Origin of the sequence: Pseudonocardia benzenivorans CB1190, from assembly GCF_000196675.2 — a bacterium.
Classification (GTDB): Bacteria; Actinomycetota; Actinomycetes; order Mycobacteriales; family Pseudonocardiaceae; genus Pseudonocardia; species Pseudonocardia benzenivorans.
Genome location: NC_015312.1, coordinates 4,744,840 through 4,764,481 on the forward strand (window position 1 = coordinate 4,744,840; position 19,642 = coordinate 4,764,481).

Consider the following 19,642-nt stretch of genomic DNA (forward strand, 5'->3'; position numbering starts at 1 on the left):
TCAGCCGAACGTCCGGGACTCCCCGCGGTACGTCGGGACCGCCGTGACGACGCGCCCGTCCTCGACGAGGTGCATCTCCGCGAAGCGTTCGCAGACCTCGCCCGCCTTGGTGTGCCGCCACCAGACGCGGTCGCCGATCGGGGGCGCGGTCCGGCCGCCGACCGGGGTCTGCACCTCGCCGGCTCCCTCGGTCCGCAGCAGCCGCAGGCCCACGGGGAGCACCGGCGTCGGGACCCGCGACGCGCCCGCCGGACCGGACGCGATGTACCCGCCGCCGAACACCGTCGCGATCCGCGCGGTCGGGCGGCGCACGACGGGCAGCGCGAACATCAGCGCGGGTCGCGGGGTGAAGGCGCGGTAGCCGTCGAACAGGGTGGGGCCGTAGAGGCCCGAGCCCGCTGTGACCTCGGTGACGACGGCGTCGGCGGCGCTGGACTCCAGGCTTCCGGTGCCGCCGCTGTTGACGATCCGCAGCGCGCCGGCGACGGCGGTCACGGCGTCGACGACGGCCGCGCGGCGACGGGTGAGCTCGGCGATCGACGCGCGCTTGACCAGCCGGACCGCGGCCGACGAGTCGGGCAGCCCCGCGACCTGGGCCTCGTAGAACATCACCCCGACGACCTCGAACCCGAACCGGCGGGCCGACGTCGCCAGCGCGGCCGCCTGCTCCGGGGTGCGCACGGGCGAGCGCCGCACGCCCAGGTGCAGCGGACCGATCCGCAGCGACGCGTCGACGTCGAGGCAGACCCGCAGCCCAGCGCGGCCCCCGGCGTCGCGGGCGATCCGCAGCTGGGCGGGATCGTCGGCCATGAGCGTCACGCGGTCGCGGGCCACCGGGTCGTCGGCGAGGGCGGCCAGCGCCGCCCGGTCGACGCTCGGGTAGCCGAGCAGGACGTCGTCGACACCCGCACGCGCCAGCCACACGGCCTCCCGCACGGAGTAGGCCATGACGCCGCGGAACCCCGGTGTCGCGAGGGCCTCGTCGAGCACGGCGCGGCAGCGCACCGACTTCGACGCGACCCGCACCGGGGTGCCCCCGGCGCGGACGACGAGATCGGCGGCGTTGGCCCGCAGCGCGTCGAGGTCGAGGGCGAGCAGCGGCGCGTCGAGGTGTGCGGTGGCGGAGTCGAGCCGGGCGGCCGCGACGGCGACCGACGACGCCGTGGCGGGCGTGCGCGACGGGGCGATGGTCATCGCGCCTCCTTCGGTGCCGGGACGAACCCGCGGGCCAGCACGACGAGCGCGACGGCCAGGACCAGCGGGACGACGAAGCCGACCCGGAGGTCCACGATCGTCCCGACGGCCCCGACCGCCACGCCGCCGATGACGGCCCCGAGGTAGTTGAAGACGTTGACCCGCGCGACGACGGCGTCGGTCGCGCCGGGCGCGAGCGCCCCCGCCGCCGAGAAGCACAGCGGCGCGACGACCGGCAAGCCGAGCCCGACCAGCGCGAACCCGGCGATCGCGAGCCCGGCGTTCGGCGCCAGCACGGCGAGCAGGAAGCCACCGATGCCGACGAACGCGCCGAGCCGCACCGTCGCGACCGCGCCGATCCGGCGGACGAGGTGGTCCCCCGCGGCGCGGGACGCGAGCGCGGCTCCCTGGTAGGCGGCGAAGCCGAGTGCGGCGGTGCCGGCCGCGGCGCCGAGCAGGTCGTGCAGGTAGAGCGCCGACCAGTTGGAGACGCCCGCGTCGGCGACGTAGAAGCACGCCATCGCCGACCCGAGCAGCAGGACCGGACGCCACGGGACGGCGGCGGCGGCCGGATCGGGACCGGCGACGGGCAGCTCGCGGCCCGGGAGGATCCCGTGCCGGGCGACCACGGCGAGCACCGCCGCCGCTGCCGCCGCGATCAGCAGCCCGGCCGCCGGCGACATCCCGAGCCGCTCCCCCAGCGCGACCCACAGGGCGCCGAGGATCCCCGCACCCGACCAGACCGCGTGGAACGACGTGAGGATGCTGCGCCCGTACCCGCGCTGCACCGCGACGGCCTGCATGTTGCTGCCGGCGTCGACCGCGCCGACGCCCAGCCCGTAGCAGCCGAACCCGGCGAACAGCACGGCGAGATCCGGCGCGAGCGCGACGGCCGCGGTCGCGCCCACGATCGTCACTAGGCCGACGGTCAGGGCGACGGCGCTGCCGTGGCGGCGCGCGACGGCCTCCGCGACGACGCTGCCCACCCCCGCCAGCAGGGACACCCCGAGCACGACGAGCGTGACGGTGGCGTCGTCGATGTGGTGGCGCTCCTCGAACTGCGGCAGGTGCGTGAGCAGGACGGCGAACAGGAAGCCCTGGGCGGCGAACGCGGCGGCGACCCCGAGCCGGGCCCTGCGCAGCCGCGAGGTGACGATCCCGGATCCCGTCACGAGGGTCATCACGCGTCCCCGGCGGCAGGTCTCGCGAGGGGGTCCTCGCACGCGTCGCACAGCAGGGCGTCGGCGAACGCGTCGAGCCGGGCGAGGGCGCCCTCGTCGTCACCGTCGACGAGCCAGCGCAGGGTCACGCCGTCGATCAGCGCGAGCGTCGTGCCCGCCAGGTCCTCGACGGGGCGCGTCCAGTGGTGCCCGGTGGTCATCGCCGCGTGCAGCAGGAACGCCGACACCGCGCCCTCCGAGACCCGGTACTGCGCGACGGCCACGTCGTGCAGGCCCTCCTGGCGCAACGCGTGGGTGGTGATCTCGTAGGTGACGAGCTGCCGGCTCCGGTTGGCCGACAGGCTCGCCCACAGCCCCCGGACCCCGGCGCGCAACGCGTCGCCCAGCGAGCCGGCGCCGACGTCGACGAGCGCTCCCACACCGGCCGCCTCCAGCTCCTCGACGATCCGTGAGGCGACCGCCGCGACCAGGTCGTCCTTGTCGGTGAAGCAGTAGTGCACGAGGCCGAGCGAGACGTTCGCGGCCTCGGCGACGCGGCGGACGCTCATCGCGGGGACGCCTTCGCGTTCGGCGACGTCCAACGCGGCGGCGACGAGCTGGTCGCGTCGTTGGGACCTCGCGATCCGTGGCTGGGGCATGCCCCGCATCGTCGTCCTGGACGACCGTTCAGGTCAAGCTTGAACTGGACGCCCGTCCAGTGCACTCTTCTAGCATGGCCACCACCGGGGCGACAGCCCGCCGTCGGACCTGGAGCAACTGGGCGGGCACCGCCACGGCGAGCCCCGCCGACGTCGTCGCGCCCGCGTCGGTCGAGGAACTGCAGCGCGACGTCGCCCGGGCGGCCGCGGCGGGCCTGCGCGTCAAGGCACTCGGCTCGGGGCACTCGTTCACCCCGATCGCGGTCACCGACGGCCTCGCGATCAGGCCGGACCGCCTGCGCGGCATCGTGTCCGCGGACCCGGCGACGGGCACGGCGACCGTGCTGGCGGGGACGCCGCTGCACGAGCTCGGGCCCGCCCTGTGGGAGCACGGGCTCGCGATGCCCAACCTCGGCGACATCGACGTCCAGACCCTCGCCGGGGCGCTCGCCACCGGCACCCACGGCACCGGCCGACGGCTCGGCGGCCTCGGCACCCAGGTGGCCGGGATGCAGCTGGTCCTCGCCGACGGGACGCTCTACGACTGCCCGGCCGACGTCGTCCCGGCCGCCGCGATCGGGCTCGGCGCGCTCGGCGTCGTCGCGACCGTCACGCTGCGGTGCGTACCGGCGTTCCTGCTGCGCGCCAGGGAACGATCGGCCGGGTTCGACGAGGTCCTGCGCGACCCCGCGACCTTCGACCGGTTCACCGCCGCCCACGACCACGCCGAGCTCTACTGGTTCCCGCACACCCGGCGGCTGCTCACCAAGCGCAACGACCGCGCCGACGGACCGGTCCGGCCGCTGCCGGGCTGGCGTCGCAGGTTCGACGACGAGTTCCTGTCCAACACCGTCTTCGGCTGGACGAACCAGGTCTGCGCGGCCCGGCCGTCGTGGATCCCGCGGGTCAACGCGGTCGCCGCCAGGGCGCTGGGCGCCCGCGAGTTCACCGACCGCTCGTACCGGGTGTTCGCGACGCCGCGGCGGGTCGTGTTCCGTGAGACGGAGTACGCCGTCCCCCGCGACGCCGTCCCTGCGGTGATCGGTGAGATCGAGGACTGGTTGCGGCGCAGCGGTGAGAATGTCGCCTTCCCGATCGAGGTCCGCGTCGCCGCGGCCGACGACGTGTGGCTGTCCACCGCGTTCGGCCGCGACAGCGGGTACGTCGCCGTCCACCAGTACGCGGGCTGCGACCACACGCGCTACTTCGACGCGGCGGAGTCGATCCTGCGCGACGCGGGTGGCCGTCCGCACTGGGGCAAGATGCACTCGCTCGGCGCCGACGACCTCGCCGCCCTCTACCCGCGGTTCGACGACTTCCGCGCCCTCCGCGACCGGCTCGACCCCGGCCGGACGTTCACCAACCCGTACCTGCGGCGCATTCTCGGCGACTGAGCTGGGAGCATCGACGCCCATGCGGCGCAGCGCGGGGATCCTGGTGCACCGGACGGGCCCCGACGGCCCGCAGGTCCTGTTGGGACACATGGGCGGGCCGTTCTGGGCGCGCAAGGACTCGCACGCGTGGTCGATCCCCAAGGGCGAGCACGGCGACGACGAGGAGCCGCGGGCCGCGGCCCTGCGCGAGTTCGCCGAGGAGCTGGGCTCACCCCCGCCCGAAGGTGAGCTCGTCGACCTCGGGACGGTCCGCGGCTCGGGCAAGGTCGTCGCCGCCTTCGCCGTGGCGGGCGACCTCGACGCGGACGCGATCGTCAGCAACACCTTCGAGCTGGAGTGGCCCCCGCGCTCGGGCCGGGTGCAGGAGTTCCCCGAGATCGACCGGGCGGCGTGGTTCTCCCTCGCCGAGGCGCGGGAGAAGATCGTCAAGACCCAGCTGCCGTTCCTCGACCGGCTCGCGGCGAATGTCTCGTCGTGAGACGACGCCGGGTCCGGCGAGCCAATAGGGTGCGACGATGGCGCGCTCCGCACTCATGGTCGGCACCTCGGACGGCACCCGGCTCGTCGGTCAGCGATGGACCACCGACGCCGAGGCCAAGGGCGCGGTCGTCCTCGCCCACGGCATGGGTGAGCACTCCCTGCGCTACGACGCCCTCGGCAAGGACCTCGCCGCCGCGGGGTACGACCTGCTGGCCGTCGACCACCGCGGGCACGGCCGGACGGCCGGCATCGCGGGCACCGCGCTCGGCGACTTCGGTGACGCCGGGTGGGACGGGGTCGTCGCCGACTACGCGCTGACCGTCCGGAGCACCATCGGTGAGCGGCCCGAGCTGCCGGTGATCGCGCTGGGCCACTCGATGGGGTCGTGGATCGTGCAGCAGTACCTGCTCGAGCACGCGGCCGACGTCGCCGGCGCGGTGCTGTCGGGCTCCGGCGCCCTCGACCTGCTCGCCGCCGCGATCGACCCGGACGCCGAGGTCGACCTGAGCGCGTTCAACGCGCCGTTCGCCCCGGCCCGCACCGACTACGACTGGCTCTCCCGCGACGAGGCCGAGGTCGACGCGTACGTCGCGGAACCGTTGTGCGGCTTCGGGCTCGATGTCAAGAGCGCCGCCGGGATGTGGGCCGCCGCGCCGCGGCTCGCCACGCCCTCGGTGCCCGCGGGGTTCCCGCTGCTGGTGCTCGCCGGCACCGCCGACCCCGTCAACGCGGGCCTGACCGTCCTGGAACCGGTCGTGCAGCGCTACCGCGACGCGGGCGCCGAGGTCACGACCCGGTACTACGAGGAGGCCCGGCACGAGGTCTTCAACGAGACCAACCGCGACGAGGTCGTCGCGGACCTGGTGTCGTGGCTCGACGGGGTCTGCGCGCGCTGAGCCCGCCCCGCCGATCAGGTGGGGATGGTCGCCATGACGACCCGTGGGCCGCGTCAGTCCGCCCCCAGCAGCCGCAGCGCCTGGTCGCCGTAGTGGTAGGCGACCTCGTCGACCGAGAACTCCCCGCCCTCGCGGAACCACACCGCGACGCCGACACCCATGTCGAGGATCGAGTAGACCGCGAGCTTCACCGAGCCGACGCGGAACCGGCCCTGGGCGACGCCACGCTCGACGAGCTCGCGGAAACCGCTCTCGTAGTCCTTGCGCAGCGACAGCATCACCGCCCGGTTGGCCTCGTCGAGGTGCCGCAGCTCGCGGGTGCCGACGAACGCCTCGAGCCGGTGCCGCGCATGGAACCGCACGTGCGCCTCGACCGCCCGGCGCAGCTGCTCGCGGACGTCGTCGGTCGACTCGACGGCGATCCGGTGGTCGCGCAGCACCGTCGCGATGGAGCGCTCCATGATCTCGACGAGCAGGTCCTGCTTGGACGCGACGTGCTTGTAGAGGCTCGGGCCGCGCATGGCGACGGCGCGGCCGATGTCGTCCATCGTGGTCGCGAGATAGCCCTTGTCCGCGAACAGCTCCAGCGCGGCGGCGACGATGCCGGCACGCCGGTCCCCCCGCGGCGGGACGCGCGTGGGCGTGCTCATCGGTCGGCCTGCGGGCCGCGGCGCTCGAGCTCGGCGTGGATGCCCTCGTGGAAGTGCTGCAGGGCGATCTCGTTGCGCCCGAACGCCAGCTCCGGCACGGACCCGGTGGTGAGGTTGCGCTGGACGCGCTCCATCGTCGCGAAGTCCTCGACGAGGACCGTGTCGAGCAGGATCCGCCAGTTCTTGTCCCAGTGCCGCCGGGCGCCGTCGGTCTCGGCCGGCTCGGGGATCAGCATCGCCGCCTCGACGGTGCAGGTGCCGACCGACTGCCCGGGGTAGAAGCGCCACATCTCGATGTGGTCCATCTGCCAGGTGAGGATCACGTTGGGGAACACCAGGTGCACCAGCGAGCTGTGCGGGTAGATCGTCCGCGACTCGGGCGGGCCGGCGGCCATCTCGACGAAGCTGTTGCGGACGGCCGAGTAGCGATGGTGCAGGCCGTACTCGGTGTAGGCCCCGACGTTGCCGACGAAGAACGGGCCGACGGTCTTCTTGTGCAGGAAGGCCAGGTGGAACACCTCGAGGAACGTGTCGACGCCGCACTTCCAGTCGAAGGGCTGCGTCATCACGCTGCGCTCCCACAGGGTGAACGACCCGACGTCGAGGTCCGCGATCTCCTGCTCGAAGGCCGCGCCGAGGTGCCCCGAGAGGTCGAGGGAGCCGCCGGGGCGGGGCAGCACCCAGACGAGGCCGTGCCGTTCCTCCGCGGGCAGCGCGACGAGCCCGTGGCCCTCGGAGTCGAGCCCGCGGAACCCCTCGCGGTCGACGGTCGAGCGCAGCCCGCCGGCGCGGTCGTAGGACCAGGCGTGGTACTCGCAGGTGAACGTGCGCCGGTTGCCCGACGCCTGCGCGCACACGAGGTTCCCGCGGTGCCGGCACACGTTGACCAGACAGCGGACCTCGCCGTCGTCCCCGCGGACCGTGAGCACGGGCAGGTCGGCGATCTGCGACGTCGTGAAGTCGCCCGGGTTCGGCAGCTCGGCCGACGTCGCGACGGCCAGCGGGTAGTCACGGAAGAACAGCGCGCGCTCGGCCGCGTTCCGGGCGGGATCGGTGTAGGACGCCGCCGGCTCGTGGCGCACCGCAGGCGCCATCGCGGTGGTCCCACGCTCGAGCAGGTCCTCGAGCTCGGCGATCAACTCCTGCTCGGCAGTGGCGTCCACGGCGACACCGTCCCTTCCCGTCGGGCATGCGGCTAACAACCCCTAGCCTTGTCCGCCAGGTCCTCGATGTCCAGTTCTGCACGTGGCTAGTGGGTGTTAGCCGAGCGCGGGTCGCCTCCGGGGCCCAGCGGTTCGGGCCGCCCCGGCGGGACCGCACGATAACGAAACGGTACCGAACGAGCGCGCTCTGCTAATGACGCGCTCGTTCGGGACGAACCGATCACGTACCCACTCTCGTGATCGGATCCCGGATGAACCCCCAGCCTCCTGCCAACGCCCCGTACCCACCGCACCATGGCTACGCGCCGCCGCAGCCCCGCCAGAACGGGCTCGGCACCGCCGGCTTCGTCCTGGGACTGGTCGGCCTGCTGTTCTCGTTCATCCCGGTGATCGGCATCATCGCCTGGCCGCTGGTGATCATCGGCCTGGTGCTGAGCATCGTCGGCTTCGTCCGCACTCGGTCGGGTCGCGCCGACAACCGCGGGCTGACGATCGCCGGAATCGTCCTGTCCGTCGTCGGCCTGGTCGTGTGCGTGCTCTACGCCGCGGTGTTCACGGCTGCGGCGGGCGCCGCGAGCACGGCCGCGAACGACGCCGCCAGGGCAGGCGGATACGCCGCGAGCACCGGCGGGTCGTCCGCGCCCGTCGCCTTCGGCCGGGTGGTCACCGTGTCCGACATCGCCTATTCGGTCTCGACGCCTGCCGCGTACACCCCGTCGTCGAGCGCCGCGTCGATGGGCGGTGACATCGCGCGCGCGATCCGGTTCGACGTGAAGATCACGAACAACGGGACCACGCCGTTCGCCTTCAACCCCTTCGTCGTGGGCGCCAAGGCCACCGCCGCAGGCGCCGACGCCCCGGAGATCACGGACGTCGCGAAGAACATCGGGGCGACCCCGTCGTCGACGATCCTGCCCGGCAAGAGCCTCACCTACACCGTCGCCTTCTCGGTGCCGAAGCAGAAGGGTGACGTGCAGGTCGAGCTGTCCCCGACGGCGCTCGGCTCGCCGATCGTCTTCACCGGCACCGCCTGACGCCGACGGCGCGACCCGTCCGCCCCGGTTCGCGGCGCCGGACGCTCCGCTGCCCCGCCGAGCGCCGAGCCGGTCGCCGCCAAGGGTCGTGAGTGGCGATGGTCGCTATCGCGACCATCGCCACTCACGGACACGGGGGTGTCAGGCGTCGCGCTCGGCGCGCCAGAACGTGAACCCGCCGAGACGGCTGTCGCCCGCTCCCAGCCGGACCACCCGGCCGAAGCCCGCCTCGGCGAGCAGCGCCGCGACGTCCGGGCCCTCTCCCCGCCCCTCCGCCTGGCCGTGACCGTGCCCGTGGCCGTGGCCCTCTCCGCCATGGCCACGCAGGTGGCCGGCGGCGATCCGCGAGAGCACGCGCGCCAGCGGCACCACCTCGCCGCGGTCGATGTCGACCACGTGCAGCCGCCCGCCCGGGGCGAGCACCCGTCGGGCCTCGCGCAGCGCGGTGACGCGGTCGGCGGCCGCGACGTGGTGCAGCATGAACGACGACAGGACGCGGTCGACGCTGCCGTCGCCGAGCGGGAGGTCCTCGGCGAACCCGTGCCGGTGGGTGACCTGCACGCCCGCCGCCCTCGCCTTGCGGTTCGCCCGCGCGATCGCGCCGGGGTCCGGGTCGATCCCGGTGACGACGGCGGCCGGCTCGGCCTGCGCCGCGAGGATCGTCAGGTTGCCGGTGCCGCAGCCGACCTCCAGCACCCGGGTCCCGGGCTCGATGCCCGCCTGCACCAGCAGCCGCCAGTGCGCGTCGCGAGCGCCGAGGAAACGGGAGTACCTGTCGTAGAACGGCAGCAGCCGCGGGTCGGCCATGGCCGGCAGATACTCGCGGGCGGTGGTCGCGGCAGTCATGCTTCACTCCAGATAACGAAGTTCGGTGGTGACATCCACTCTCACTGCGCTTCGATCTGCGGACAAGCAACGAAGTGCGGGCATGATGGGACTTTCTTCGGGTGCGGACGCGCTCGCCGACACCGGTGTGCACCTGGTCGGTTACGACCGGCGGGCCGGGGTTCCGCCGGTCACCGTCCAGAGCTGGGCCGCGGGCGAGCGCCGCGGCGCCGTCGTACCGGGAGCGCACGCGCACGACTTCCTCGTCCTGCTCTTCGTCGAGGACGGCGAGGACGCGCTGCGGGTCGACGGACACGACTGGACGCTCGGCGCCGGGGACGCGTTCGTCATCGCGCCCGGAGCCGTCGTCGGGCCGCCCGACGGACACTCCCCCGCCCGCGTGTGGGCCGTCTTCTTCCCCGCCGACGCCGTCGACCCGGGTGCGGCCGCCCCGTTGGCATCGTGGCACGGTCATCCGCTGCTCGCCGCGTTCGGGTCGACGGCGTTCGGCGGGCACCGGCGCGGCGGCGCGCAACGGCTGCGCGTCCCCGACGAGGACCGACCGCAGTGGCTCGCCCAGCTGCACGAGCTCGACGCCGAGCTGCGCGGGCGCCGGGACGGGTACGCCGACGCCGTCCGCGCCCACCTCACGCTGCTGCTGGTCCGGCTGGGCCGGCTCCGGCCCGGCCCCCCGGACGACCCGGGTGTGGAGCCCCTGCTCGCCGCGGTGCTCGACGTCGTCGAGAACCGGTTCCGCGAGCCGATCTCGTTGCGCGACATCGCGGCCGCGGTCGGGCTGACGCCCGGGCACGTGACCACCGTGGTCGGCCGCCGCACCGGCCGGACGGTCCAGCAGTGGCTCACCGAGCGGCGCATGCGCGAGGCGCGACGGTTGCTGGCCGACACCGATCTCACGGTCGCCGACATCGCCCATCGGGTCGGCTACCGGGACGGCGGGTACTTCGTCCGGCGCTTCCGCGCGGAGCACGGCGTCCCGCCCGCGGCGTGGCGCAGGGCCGGCCGCGCGGGCTGAGGGCATCGCCCGCGGAGTCGTCGACGCACACGAGCGCAACCTGAGCGCTCCCCCGAACCCGCCGGACGACAGTCAGGTTGCGGCCGGGCAGGGGGTCGGCGGTCAGACGCCGTCGTGGGCCAGGTCGCCGGAACGGGCGCTCGCGCGGTGCACGTCGGGACCGTCGAAGGCACGCAGGGCCGCCCGCATCGCGGCGTCGAACTCGGCATGATGCCGGCGGGCCGCGCCGGGATCGTCGGCGGCCGTCCGCGCGAGGTCCTCGGTGGCGACGCGCAACGCCGCGTTGACGGCCGCGGCCCGCAGCCGGACGCGGAGATCGTCGGCCGGCAGCCCCAGCCGCTCGCCGAGCACCTCGGCCAGCGTGGTCTCGGCCCGCTCGTGCAGCACGAGCCACACCGCGCGCAGGACGGGCTCGTCACGCGTCATCCGAATCACCGCGAGGACGTCGGCGACGTCGGCGGCCGACGGCGCACCGAGGAAGGCGTACTCAGCGCGCAGGTGCTCGCCGAGGTCGGCGCCGGGCGGCCACGATCGCAGGACGGCCTGGAAGTCCTCGGTCGCCCGGGACAGCAGCGGCTCGACGCACGCCTCCTTGGTGCGGAACCAGCGCCAGAGGGTGCGCTCGGAGACCCCCGCGGCCCGCGCGATCTGCTCCCCCGACGTCGCCGCGACACCCTGCTCGCGGAACAGCCGCACGGCCTGCCGGGAGATCACGAGCCGCTGCTCGCGGCGCTGCTCGTCACTGATCGGCGGGCGGCCCCGCCTGGCCCCGACGTCCTGCGGCATGCCACCCCCTCGCCCGTTTCGCGAAGAACAAGCCTAGTCCCGGTTTTAATTGGCAGCATCTGTCATGAATTCGTACGCTCGGGACGCCGCGTACTCGGGAAGGAGTCCCATGACCACCGCCACCGACCGCCGCCGACTGCCGTTCGACCGGCCGAACGTACTCGACCTCGCGCCGCTCTACGACGTGCTCCGCCGCGAGGCACCCGTCGCACCCGTCACGACTCCGGCAGGCGATCCCGCCTGGCTCGTCACCCGGTTCGAGGAGGTGCGAGAGTTGTTGGGCGACAAGCGGTTCGGTCGATCCCATCCCGAACCGGAGAACGCCGCGAGGATCACCCACGCCGCGATCCAGGACGGGCCGACCGGCGACCACGAGACCGAGGAGGCCGACCACACCCGGATGCGCCGGCTCCTCACGCCCGCCTTCTCCGCCAGGCGCATGCTCGCCCTGTCCGGCCACGTGCAGGAACTCGTCGACGGCTACCTCGACGCGCTGGTCGCCGCACACCACCGGGCCGCCGACGGCGTGGTCGACCTGCACGCCGGGCTCGCGTTCCCGCTACCGGTCGCGGTGATCTGCCGGCTACTGGGAGTCCCGGAGGACGACGGCGCGCGTTTCCGGTCGCTGTCGGACCGGATGGCCACGGCGTCGGCGGACGGCGACGCACACCGCGCCCGCACCGAGTTCGGGCACTACATGGCCGGGCTCGCCGAGGCCAAGCGGGCCCGGCCCGGCGAGGACGTCATCTCCGACCTCGTCCGCGCGCAGGCCGAGGACGGCGGCTTCGGCTACGCCGAGATGGTGCGGCTCGCCGTCGGCCTGCTCTTCGCGGGGCACGAGACCACGGTCAACCGGATCGGCCTCGGCACGCTGTTCCTGATGACGCGGCGCGCGCACTGGGAGGCGCTGGTCGCCGACCCGGACACACTCGTCGGACCGACCGTCGAGGAGATCATGCGGCTCGGCGCACCGGGAGATCTCGGCCTGCTGCGCTACGCGCACACCGACGTCGACGTCGCCGGCGTCACGATCCGGCGCGGCGACGCCGTCATCCTCTCGATCAACGCGGCGAACCGGGACCCCGCCGCCTTCTCCGACGCCGAGACGTTCGACCCCGGCCGCCCCGAGCACGCACACCTGGGCTTCGGTCACGGTGCGCACTTCTGCATCGGCGCGAGCCTGGCCAGGGTCGAGCTGCGGACCGTCTTCGCGACGCTCGCCCGCCGGCTCCCGGACCTGCGCCTGGCGCGGGACCTCGACGAGATCGGGGTGCGCGTCGGGCACATCACCGGCGGCGTGACGGAGCTGCCCGTGACCTGGTGAGGGGCCGGGGCTCCCAGGGCGGAGTTACCCGACGGCCCTGAACGGGGCACAGCGCACGGCGAGAAGGTCGACATCCGGCCGCTCGGCCCGCCTTTCGGGACCACCATCAGCGACGGCCGTCGCATGATCGACTTTCCTCGACGGCGGGTAGCGCGCGGACGGCCGCATGGCCCCGATCGGAGTCGACGAGGCGCGGCCGAAGGACCGAGGGCCGGCGTCGGCTCACCCTTGATCACCCTGGCGACGCACGGGCTACCGTCCTGTCTCATGACCAGCGGCGAACCCGACGTCCAGCGGCGCATCCTGACCGTGCTGGTCGGGGCGCAGGTCCTCAGCGGCGCGGGCCTCGCCGCGGGCATCACGGTCGGAGCGCTGCTCGCCGAACAGATGCTGGGCAGCACGGGCCTCGCGGGCGTCCCGACGGCGCTGTTCACGATCGGGTCGGCGGCCACCGCCGCCGCCGTCGGGCGCATCTCGCAACGTTCCGGCCGCCGCGCCGGGCTCACGCTCGGCTACGCGGCGGGTGCCGTCGGCAGCGGCGCCGTCGTGGTCGCGGCGGTGCTGGGCAACGTCCCGCTGCTGTTCGCCGCGCTGCTCGTCTACGGCGCGGGCACGGCCACGAACCTGCAGGCCCGCTACGCCGGTGCCGATCTGGCCTCGCCCGCCCGACGCGGGCGCGCGGTCAGCGTCGTTCTCGTCGCGACGACACTGGGCGGTGTCGTCGGCCCGAACCTCGTCTCGGTCACCGGCGGTGTGGCGACGGCGTGGGGCATCCCCGCGCTGGCGGGCCCGTTCCTGCTGGCGGGAGTCGCCTACGCGGTGGCGGCCGCCGTGCTCGGGGTGCTGCTGCGGCCCGATCCGCTGCTGCTGGCCCGCGAGCTCGCGACGGCCCCGGGGCCCGGCGGGACGACCGCGCCCGACGTCGCGGGCTCGCGTGCCGGGGTGGTGCTCGGCGCCACGGTCATGATCCTCACGCAGATCGTGATGGTCGCGATCATGACGATGACGCCGGTGCACATGGCCGCGCACGGGCACGGCGTCGGGGCGGCGGGGGTCGTGATCGCCGTGCACGTCGCCGCGATGTACCTGCCCTCGCCCGTCACCGGGTGGCTCGTGGACAGGATCGGCCGGATCGCGGTCGCCGCCCTGTCGGGTGGGACGCTGCTGCTCGCCGGGGTCCTCGCCGCGGTCGCGCCGGACGACTCGGTCGCGCTGCTGACGGTCGCGCTCGCCCTGCTCGGACTCGGCTGGAACTTCGGCCTGATCAGCGGCACCGCGATCATCACCGACGCCGTGCCGCTCGCGTCCCGCGCGACGACGCAGGGCGCCGTCGACGTCTGCATCGCGCTCTCGGGCGCGGGCGGCGGGCTGGCGTCGGGGCTCGTCGTCGCGACGGCCGGCTTCCCGACGCTGGCCCTCGCCGGCGGGGTGCTCGCGCTGCTGGTCCTGCCGGTCATCGTCGCCACGGCGGGCGCGCGACGGGCCACGGCGGGCTGAGGCCGGCGGTTCGCGGCCGGGGAACGCCGGCGTTGTCGCAGCGGGCGGCACGACCGATGCTGGGCGCGGAGTGGAGGCGACGATGCCCGGCATCTCCGTCACGACCAGCGCCCCTGACGAGGCGCGTGACGAGTGCGCCCGCGTCTACTTCCCGCACCGGCTCGCGGTCATGGCCGACACCGACCGGTTCCGGATGTCGCTGTCCGCGGTCGGGCTGCCGACCGGGTCCGCGGGGCTGCTCGGATACGCGGGCGAGGTCCGGATCGAGACCGGTGAGCTCGCCACCGGCTACGAGGTCAACGTCCCGCTCGACGGGCGCCTGCGCACGTGGACCGGGCACGCCGACGTGTGCGCGTCGCCGGCGCGGGCTGCGGTCTACCGGCCCGACGGCCGCGCGACCCTGCACGGCTGGGCGGGCGGCGGGCGCCTGTTCGGGCTCAAGATCGAACGCGCGGCGCTGGAGTCGACGCTCGCCGAGCTGATCGACCGGCCCGTCCGCGGCGTCGTGCCGCTCGGCCCGAGCCTCGACCTGGCGTCGACGCCCGGACGGCAGTGGTGGGGTCTCGCGCGGTCCCTCGTCGCGCTCGTCGAGGATCCCGACGGGCCGCTGGCCGCCCCGGTCGTCGTCCGGCCACTGGCGCAGAGCGTCGTCGCCGCGCTGCTGCACGTCGTCGAGCACCCCTACCGCGACGCGCTCGCCACCCGGCCGGCAGCGCCGCGCCCGGCGACGGTCCGCGAGGCCGTCGACCTGCTCGACGCCCATCCCGAGGTCGCGTGGACGGTCCCCGACCTGGCCGGCCGGGTCGGCGTCGGCAGCCGGGCGCTGCAGGACGGGTTCGCCCGCCACGTCGGGACCTCGCCGACGGCATACCTGCGCCAGGTGCGCCTCGCCCGGGTGCACGCCGACCTGCTCGCCGCCGACCCGCGGCGGACGTCGGTCACCGACGTCGCGCTGCGCTGGGGGTTCACCCACCTGGGCCGGTTCGCCGCGGCGTACCGACGCCGCTACGGCTGCGCGCCGTCGCGGACGCTGACCCGCTGAACGCGGGTTCCGGGAACTGCGCGTTCCGGCCTCCCCGGCTGCGCATCGCGGATCGTGGACCGGGATCGTCGCCCCTAGCCTCGCTGCGACCAGCGCAGGAGGGACCGCGACATGACCGCCACCACGTCGTCGACCGAGGACGCCGCCGCCGACTTCAACCCGATGGTGAGCCCCCACCGGGAGGACCCGCACCTGTTCTACCGCACCGCGCGCTCCCGGCCGCCGGCCCTGAGCCCCACGCTCGGCGCGTACCTCGTCACCCGCTACGACGACCTCGTCACCGTCGTCGACGATCCGCAGACCTTCTCCTCCGAGGCGGCCCTCCCGTTCATCTACGCGAACCCGCCCGAGGTCACGTCGGTCCTGGAGGCGGGCGGGGTGCCGGAGACGACAATGGTCGTCAACGAGGACGAGCCCGAGCACCGGGCGTTCCGCCGGGTCTTCGACGCCGGGTTCACCGGCGCGCGGGTCCGGGCCATGCTGCCGACGATGCGCGCCCGCGCCGACGAGCTGGTCGACGCCTTCGCCGGCGGTGCAGCCGACCTCGTCGCCGACTACGCCGTTCCCTTCGTCCAGACGGTGATCAGCGCGATCATCGGCTTCCCGGCCGAGGACACCGCGCGCATCCAGGCCTGGACCGACGACGTCACCACGCTCTGGAACCCGCTGTCCCCCGTCGATGACCGGGTCGCCGCCGCGCACCGGATGGCCGAGTACACCCGCTACCTGCAGGCACTGATCGACGACCGGCGCGCCCGTCCGCGCGAGGACCTGCTCTCCGACCTCGTCCACGGCGCCAACGGCTTCCCCGGCGTCCCCGACGAGTACACCCACAACATCGTGCGGGGCGCCGCACGGGTGGCCGGGTTCGACACGACGCGCGACGCGATCACGGCCACCGTCCTGGTGATCCTGCAGCACCCCGACGTCCGCGACCGGGTGCTCGCCGATCCCGCCCGGGCCATCCCGCGCGCGACCGAGGAGGCGCTGCGTCGCGACGCCCCGCATCGCGGGCTGTTCCGCATCACGACCCGCGAGGTCGACCTCGGCGGCACACACCTGCCGGCCGGGACCCCGTTGCTGCTGCTCTTCGGGTCGGGCAACCGCGACGAGACCAGGTTCCCCGACCCGGACGCCGTCGATCTCGACCGGCCCAACGTCCGCGAGCACCTGGCGTTCGGGCGCGGCCTGCACGTCTGCCCCGGAGCCCCGATGGCCCGCGCCGAGATCCGCGTCGCCCTGGAGACGCTGTTCCGCCGGCTGCCCAACGTCCGGCTCGCCGACGGCTTCGAGCCGATCTACATCGCCAGCTACTTCTTCCGCGGTCTGGAGTCGCTGCACGTCACCTGGTGAGCCGGGCCGGCGCCCGGTCGTGCTGCCCGGCCTGCGATGCTCGGCGGGCGACGTCGTCGAGCGATGGGGAGAACGTGGAGTACCGACAGCTGGGCCGCTCGGGACTGCGGGTCTCGACCCTGACGATGGGCGCCGCGACGTTCGGCGCCGGGGGTGGCGGCCTGGCCGCCTGGGGCGACACCGACGTCGCCGGTGCCCGCCGCCAGCTCGACATGTGCCGCGACGCCGGGGTGAACCTCGTCGACACCGCGAACAGCTACTCGGCGGGACGGTCGGAGGAGATCGTCGGCGAGGTGCTCGAGGGCCGGCGGGAGTCGATGCTGATCTCGACGAAGGTGCGCTTCCCGATGGGCGCGGGCCCCAACGACTCGGGGCTGTCGCGCCACCACATCCTGGCCCAGGCCGAGGCGAGCCTGCGCCGGCTGCGCACCGACCACATCGACATCTACCACGTGCACGAGTGGGACGGGACGGTGCCGCTCGAGGAGACCATCGAGGCGCTGGACTCGCTCGTGCGCGCGGGCAAGGTGCGCTACCTCGGGGTGTCGAACTACGCGGGCTGGCAGCTGATGAAGGCGCTCGCGGTCGCCGACGCCCACCACCGGCACCGGTTCGTCAGCAACCAGATCTACTACTCGCTGGAGAGCCGCGACGCCGAGTACGAGCTGCTGCCGCTCTCACTCGACCAGGGTCTGGGCGTGATGGTGTGGAGCCCGCTGGCGGGCGGCCTGCTGACGGGCAAGTACCGCCGCGACCGCTCACCGGAGAGCGGCCGGCATCTCGCGGACTGGAACGAGCCGCCCGTCCGCGACCCCGGCAGGCTCTACGACACCGTCGACGTCCTCGTCCGGATCGGCGAACGGCGCGGTGTCGCCCCGGCGCAGGTCGCGCTGGCCTACCTGCTGACCCGGCCGGCGGTGACGACGCTGGTGGTCGGCGCCCGGACCGACGCGCAGCTCGCCGAGATCCTCGCCGCGCCGGACCTCACCCTCACCGACGACGAGCTGACCGAACTCGACGCCGTCAGCGCTCCCCCGCTGATCTACCCGCACTGGCACCAGGCCGCGATGGGCGCGGACCGGCGCGGTCCGTCGGACCGCGTGCTCCACCCGTCCTGACGCGCGGCCGGTCGGCCGTCCCGGTGACGCCGACGGCAGGGCCCCCGCTCGTCCGTTCGGCACAATGACGATCATGGACCTGCGGATCACGACCGACGCCCGGCGAGGCGCCGACTACGACACCGAGCTCGCGCTGGTGCGGGCGGCGGAGGCACTCGGGTTCAGCGGCTACCTCCGGTCCGACCACTACGTCCCGGTCCCCGACGGCGCGGCCGTCCCGACCGACGCGTGGCTCACGCTCGCCTGCCTGGCCCGCGAGACGACGGTCATCCGGCTGGGGACGCTGGTCAGCCAGGCGACGTTCCGGCTCCCGACGGTGCTCGCCCTGCAGGTGGCCCAGGTCGACCGCATGTCGGGCGGCCGGGTCGAGCTCGGCATCGGCGCGGGTGGCGACGCCGCCGAGCACCGCGCCCACGGCATCCCCTTGCCGGCGGACCGCAACGCCCGCTTCGAGGAGCAGCTGAACATCCTGCACGCGCTGTGGCAGCGGCCGGCCGGATCGACCCACACGCTCCGCGGTACCTACTACGAGCTGGTCGACAGCCCGGTCCCGCCGACGGCGCAGGAACAGGTCCCGGTCATCGTCAGCGGACTCGAGGCCCCCCGCGCGACCGTGCTCGCGGCCGACTTCGCGCACGAGTTCAACGCCCCGCTCGTCTCGGTGGCCGAGGCCCGGGCGCAGCTCGACGAGGTCCGCTCGTTCGCGGACTACCGACCCGACCTCGTGTACTCGGTGACCGTCGCGACGTACGTCGGGCGCAGCGACGACGAGGTGGCCCGGCGCGCGGCGGCCGCCGGCCGGGACCTGGCCGAGCTGAGGTCCTCGGGTGTCGTCGGCTCCCCGGCCGAGGCCGTCGACGCCCTCGGCCGCTACGCGGAGGCCGGCGCCACCCGGGTGTACCTGCAGCTCGACGACGCCTCCGACCTCGACCAGCTCGAGCTCATCGCCTCGGCCGTCGCCCCGCAGCTCGGTTGATCCGCCCGGTCCGCGTCCTGGGCGGATCATGCTCGCGCGCCACGCCGCCGACTGGCAGAGTCCCGCCCGTGACCGGTGAGCTGCCGCTGCTCGGGTTCGGCCTGCCGATATCGGGCAGCTGGGCCACACCCGGGACCATGCGCCGGATCGCCCGGCGCGCCGAGGACCTCGGCTACGCGTCACTGTGGACGTTCCAGCGCCTGCTGAACCCTGTCGACGCCGACCAGGGAGAGTCGCATCGCGAGGTGCAGGACTCGGTCGTCGCGCTGGCCTACGTCGCGGGGCACACCACCCGGATCGGGATCGGCACCGCGACGCTGTGCGCGCCCTTCACCCCGCCCGTCGTGACGGCGAAGGCGATGGCGACGCTGGACGTGCTGTCGGGCGGACGCCTGTCGGTCGGGCTCGGGATCGGGTGGATGCCGCAGGAGTACGCCGCCGCGGGCGTCCCGTTCGCGCGGCGCGGGGCCCGGATGGACGAGTACCTGCGCTGCCTGCGCGCGCTGTGGACGCAGGACCCGGTCGAGTTCGCCGGCGAGTTCTACACGGTTCCGCGCTCGCACGTGAGCCCGCGGCCGGTGCAGCGGCCGCATCCGCCGCTGCTGCTCGGGGGCACCGCCGAGGCGGCGCTGCGGCGCGCCGGACGGCTCGCGCAGGGGTGGATCGGCAGCAGCCACCACGACCTCTCCCGGATCGGTGCCTGCGCCGCGACGGTGCGAGCGGGCGCCCGCGAGGCGGGGCGCGACCCGGAGGCGGTGCGGATCGTCGTGCGCGGTGTCGTCGATCTTCTCGACGGGCCCGCCGGCCCCGGGCGCCGACCGCTGCAGGGCACGCGGGCGCAGGTCCTCGACGACCTCTCAGCCCTGCGGGCGCAGGGTGCGACCGAGGTGTTCCTCGACCTCAACCTCTCCCCGCGCGTGGGCTCCCCCGCCGTCGACCCCGCCGCGGCCGTGGCCTACGCGGACCAGGTGCTGAACGCGTTCGCGCCGTGACGATCCGCCGCGCGACGGACCCGGCGCGGACCGATGAGTTCCGTCGATCCCGGGGGTCTGCTCCTG

The 19,642-nt window shown here is 74.3% G+C and carries 19 protein-coding genes; 12 read left to right on the forward strand and 7 right to left on the reverse strand.

Features of this window, described 5'->3' with window-relative positions:
- Genes PSED_RS22215 through PSED_RS22225 form a run of 3 tightly spaced genes read right to left on the reverse strand, consistent with a single transcriptional unit; the run spans window position 1 to window position 3,013 of the window.
- Window positions 1-1,194: an alanine racemase gene (locus PSED_RS22215; protein WP_013676486.1), complete on the reverse strand. Its 1,194-nt coding sequence runs from the start codon at window positions 1,192-1,194 to the stop codon at window positions 1-3.
- Window positions 1,191-2,375: an MFS transporter gene (locus PSED_RS22220; RefSeq protein ID WP_013676487.1), complete on the reverse strand. Its 1,185-nt coding sequence runs from the start codon at window positions 2,373-2,375 to the stop codon at window positions 1,191-1,193. Before PSED_RS22220 ends, PSED_RS22215 begins: the two co-directional genes overlap by 4 nt.
- A complete protein-coding gene (locus PSED_RS22225; RefSeq protein WP_158511337.1) occupies window positions 2,375-3,013 on the reverse strand; it encodes a TetR/AcrR family transcriptional regulator in 639 nt (212 codons plus the stop codon). The genes PSED_RS22220 and PSED_RS22225 overlap by 1 nt, the downstream gene beginning before the upstream one ends.
- A gap of 74 nt (window positions 3,014-3,087) precedes the next feature.
- Between PSED_RS22225 and PSED_RS22230 the strand changes: the two genes are divergently transcribed.
- Genes PSED_RS22230 through PSED_RS22240 form a run of 3 tightly spaced genes read left to right on the forward strand, consistent with a single transcriptional unit; the run spans window position 3,088 to window position 5,783 of the window.
- On the forward strand, window positions 3,088-4,407 hold the full coding sequence (locus tag PSED_RS22230; RefSeq protein WP_013676489.1) for a D-arabinono-1,4-lactone oxidase: 1,320 nt from the start codon (window positions 3,088-3,090) through the stop codon (window positions 4,405-4,407).
- A 19-nt stretch (window positions 4,408-4,426) separates the two neighbouring features.
- Complete coding sequence (locus PSED_RS22235) at window positions 4,427-4,885, forward strand: NUDIX hydrolase (protein WP_013676490.1); 459 nt, start codon at window positions 4,427-4,429, stop codon at window positions 4,883-4,885.
- Between the two features lie 37 nt (window positions 4,886-4,922).
- On the forward strand, window positions 4,923-5,783 hold the full coding sequence (locus PSED_RS22240) for an alpha/beta fold hydrolase (RefSeq protein WP_013676491.1): 861 nt from the start codon (window positions 4,923-4,925) through the stop codon (window positions 5,781-5,783).
- A gap of 53 nt (window positions 5,784-5,836) precedes the next feature.
- Here the strand turns inward: PSED_RS22240 and PSED_RS22245 are convergent, their stop codons facing one another.
- Together PSED_RS22245 and PSED_RS22250 are read right to left on the reverse strand one after the other, a co-directional pair.
- Window positions 5,837-6,433, reverse strand: a complete 597-nt coding sequence (locus PSED_RS22245) for a TetR/AcrR family transcriptional regulator (protein ID WP_013676492.1) — start codon at window positions 6,431-6,433, stop codon at window positions 5,837-5,839.
- Entirely contained in the window at window positions 6,430-7,596 is a 1,167-nt protein-coding gene (locus PSED_RS22250; protein ID WP_013676493.1) for an aromatic ring-hydroxylating oxygenase subunit alpha, read from the reverse strand. The genes PSED_RS22245 and PSED_RS22250 overlap by 4 nt, the downstream gene beginning before the upstream one ends.
- A 251-nt stretch (window positions 7,597-7,847) precedes the next feature.
- On the opposite strand from PSED_RS22250, the gene PSED_RS22255 reads away from it, so the two are divergent.
- The gene (locus tag PSED_RS22255) at window positions 7,848-8,630 is read left to right on the forward strand and encodes a DUF4190 domain-containing protein (protein ID WP_013676494.1); all 783 of its coding nucleotides are present in this window, start codon (window positions 7,848-7,850) and stop codon (window positions 8,628-8,630) included.
- 141 nt (window positions 8,631-8,771) lie between these two features.
- Here the strand turns inward: PSED_RS22255 and PSED_RS22260 are convergent, their stop codons facing one another.
- On the reverse strand, window positions 8,772-9,476 hold the full coding sequence (locus PSED_RS22260; RefSeq protein ID WP_013676495.1) for a class I SAM-dependent methyltransferase: 705 nt from the start codon (window positions 9,474-9,476) through the stop codon (window positions 8,772-8,774).
- Window positions 9,477-9,558: 82 nt separating this feature from the next.
- On the opposite strand from PSED_RS22260, the gene PSED_RS22265 reads away from it, so the two are divergent.
- Window positions 9,559-10,488, forward strand: a complete 930-nt coding sequence (locus PSED_RS22265) for an AraC family transcriptional regulator (RefSeq protein ID WP_013676496.1) — start codon at window positions 9,559-9,561, stop codon at window positions 10,486-10,488.
- Between the two features lie 102 nt (window positions 10,489-10,590).
- Here PSED_RS22265 and PSED_RS22270 read toward each other — a convergent pair whose 3' ends face one another.
- Entirely contained in the window at window positions 10,591-11,274 is a 684-nt protein-coding gene (locus tag PSED_RS22270; RefSeq protein WP_013676497.1) for a TetR/AcrR family transcriptional regulator, read from the reverse strand.
- A gap of 109 nt (window positions 11,275-11,383) precedes the next feature.
- Here PSED_RS22270 and PSED_RS22275 point away from each other — a divergent pair, with 109 nt between their 5' ends.
- The 7 genes from PSED_RS22275 to PSED_RS22305 all read left to right on the forward strand — a co-directional run bounded on the left by PSED_RS22275 (window position 11,384) and on the right by PSED_RS22305 (window position 19,576).
- Entirely contained in the window at window positions 11,384-12,598 is a 1,215-nt protein-coding gene (locus PSED_RS22275) for a cytochrome P450 (RefSeq protein ID WP_013676498.1), read from the forward strand.
- Between the two features lie 267 nt (window positions 12,599-12,865).
- Window positions 12,866-14,095, forward strand: a complete 1,230-nt coding sequence (locus tag PSED_RS22280; protein WP_013676499.1) for an MFS transporter — start codon at window positions 12,866-12,868, stop codon at window positions 14,093-14,095.
- Between the two features lie 82 nt (window positions 14,096-14,177).
- Window positions 14,178-15,137, forward strand: coding sequence for an AraC family transcriptional regulator (locus PSED_RS22285; RefSeq protein WP_013676500.1), 960 nt, complete (start codon window positions 14,178-14,180; stop codon window positions 15,135-15,137).
- A 111-nt stretch (window positions 15,138-15,248) separates the two neighbouring features.
- Window positions 15,249-16,490: a cytochrome P450 gene (locus PSED_RS22290; RefSeq protein ID WP_013676501.1), complete on the forward strand. Its 1,242-nt coding sequence runs from the start codon at window positions 15,249-15,251 to the stop codon at window positions 16,488-16,490.
- Between the two features lie 74 nt (window positions 16,491-16,564).
- Window positions 16,565-17,608 carry an aldo/keto reductase gene (locus PSED_RS22295; protein WP_013676502.1) on the forward strand — a complete coding sequence of 348 codons (1,044 nt, stop codon included), beginning with the start codon at window positions 16,565-16,567 and terminating at the stop codon, window positions 17,606-17,608.
- Between the two features lie 73 nt (window positions 17,609-17,681).
- On the forward strand, window positions 17,682-18,584 hold the full coding sequence (locus PSED_RS22300; RefSeq protein WP_041762040.1) for an LLM class flavin-dependent oxidoreductase: 903 nt from the start codon (window positions 17,682-17,684) through the stop codon (window positions 18,582-18,584).
- A 68-nt stretch (window positions 18,585-18,652) separates the two neighbouring features.
- Window positions 18,653-19,576: an LLM class F420-dependent oxidoreductase gene (locus PSED_RS22305; protein ID WP_013676504.1), complete on the forward strand. Its 924-nt coding sequence runs from the start codon at window positions 18,653-18,655 to the stop codon at window positions 19,574-19,576.
- Window positions 19,577-19,642: the final 66 nt, after the last annotated feature.

Coding starts and splice junctions, on each gene's coding strand:
- PSED_RS22290 (WP_013676501.1), top strand. CDS start 15,249: ATGACCGCCACCACGTCGTCGACCGAGGACGCCGCCGCCGACTTCAAC.
- PSED_RS22215 (WP_013676486.1), bottom strand. CDS start 1,194: ATGACCATCGCCCCGTCGCGCACGCCCGCCACGGCGTCGTCGGTCGCC.
- PSED_RS22270 (WP_013676497.1), bottom strand. CDS start 11,274: ATGCCGCAGGACGTCGGGGCCAGGCGGGGCCGCCCGCCGATCAGTGAC.
- PSED_RS22230 (WP_013676489.1), top strand. CDS start 3,088: ATGGCCACCACCGGGGCGACAGCCCGCCGTCGGACCTGGAGCAACTGG.
- PSED_RS22275 (WP_013676498.1), top strand. CDS start 11,384: ATGACCACCGCCACCGACCGCCGCCGACTGCCGTTCGACCGGCCGAAC.
- PSED_RS22245 (WP_013676492.1), bottom strand. CDS start 6,433: ATGAGCACGCCCACGCGCGTCCCGCCGCGGGGGGACCGGCGTGCCGGC.
- PSED_RS22280 (WP_013676499.1), top strand. CDS start 12,866: ATGACCAGCGGCGAACCCGACGTCCAGCGGCGCATCCTGACCGTGCTG.
- PSED_RS22240 (WP_013676491.1), top strand. CDS start 4,923: ATGGCGCGCTCCGCACTCATGGTCGGCACCTCGGACGGCACCCGGCTC.
- PSED_RS22265 (WP_013676496.1), top strand. CDS start 9,559: ATGATGGGACTTTCTTCGGGTGCGGACGCGCTCGCCGACACCGGTGTG.
- PSED_RS22225 (WP_158511337.1), bottom strand. CDS start 3,013: ATGCCCCAGCCACGGATCGCGAGGTCCCAACGACGCGACCAGCTCGTC.
- PSED_RS22235 (WP_013676490.1), top strand. CDS start 4,427: ATGCGGCGCAGCGCGGGGATCCTGGTGCACCGGACGGGCCCCGACGGC.
- PSED_RS22260 (WP_013676495.1), bottom strand. CDS start 9,476: ATGACTGCCGCGACCACCGCCCGCGAGTATCTGCCGGCCATGGCCGAC.
- PSED_RS22255 (WP_013676494.1), top strand. CDS start 7,848: ATGAACCCCCAGCCTCCTGCCAACGCCCCGTACCCACCGCACCATGGC.
- PSED_RS22300 (WP_041762040.1), top strand. CDS start 17,682: ATGGACCTGCGGATCACGACCGACGCCCGGCGAGGCGCCGACTACGAC.
- PSED_RS22220 (WP_013676487.1), bottom strand. CDS start 2,375: ATGACCCTCGTGACGGGATCCGGGATCGTCACCTCGCGGCTGCGCAGG.
- PSED_RS22285 (WP_013676500.1), top strand. CDS start 14,178: ATGCCCGGCATCTCCGTCACGACCAGCGCCCCTGACGAGGCGCGTGAC.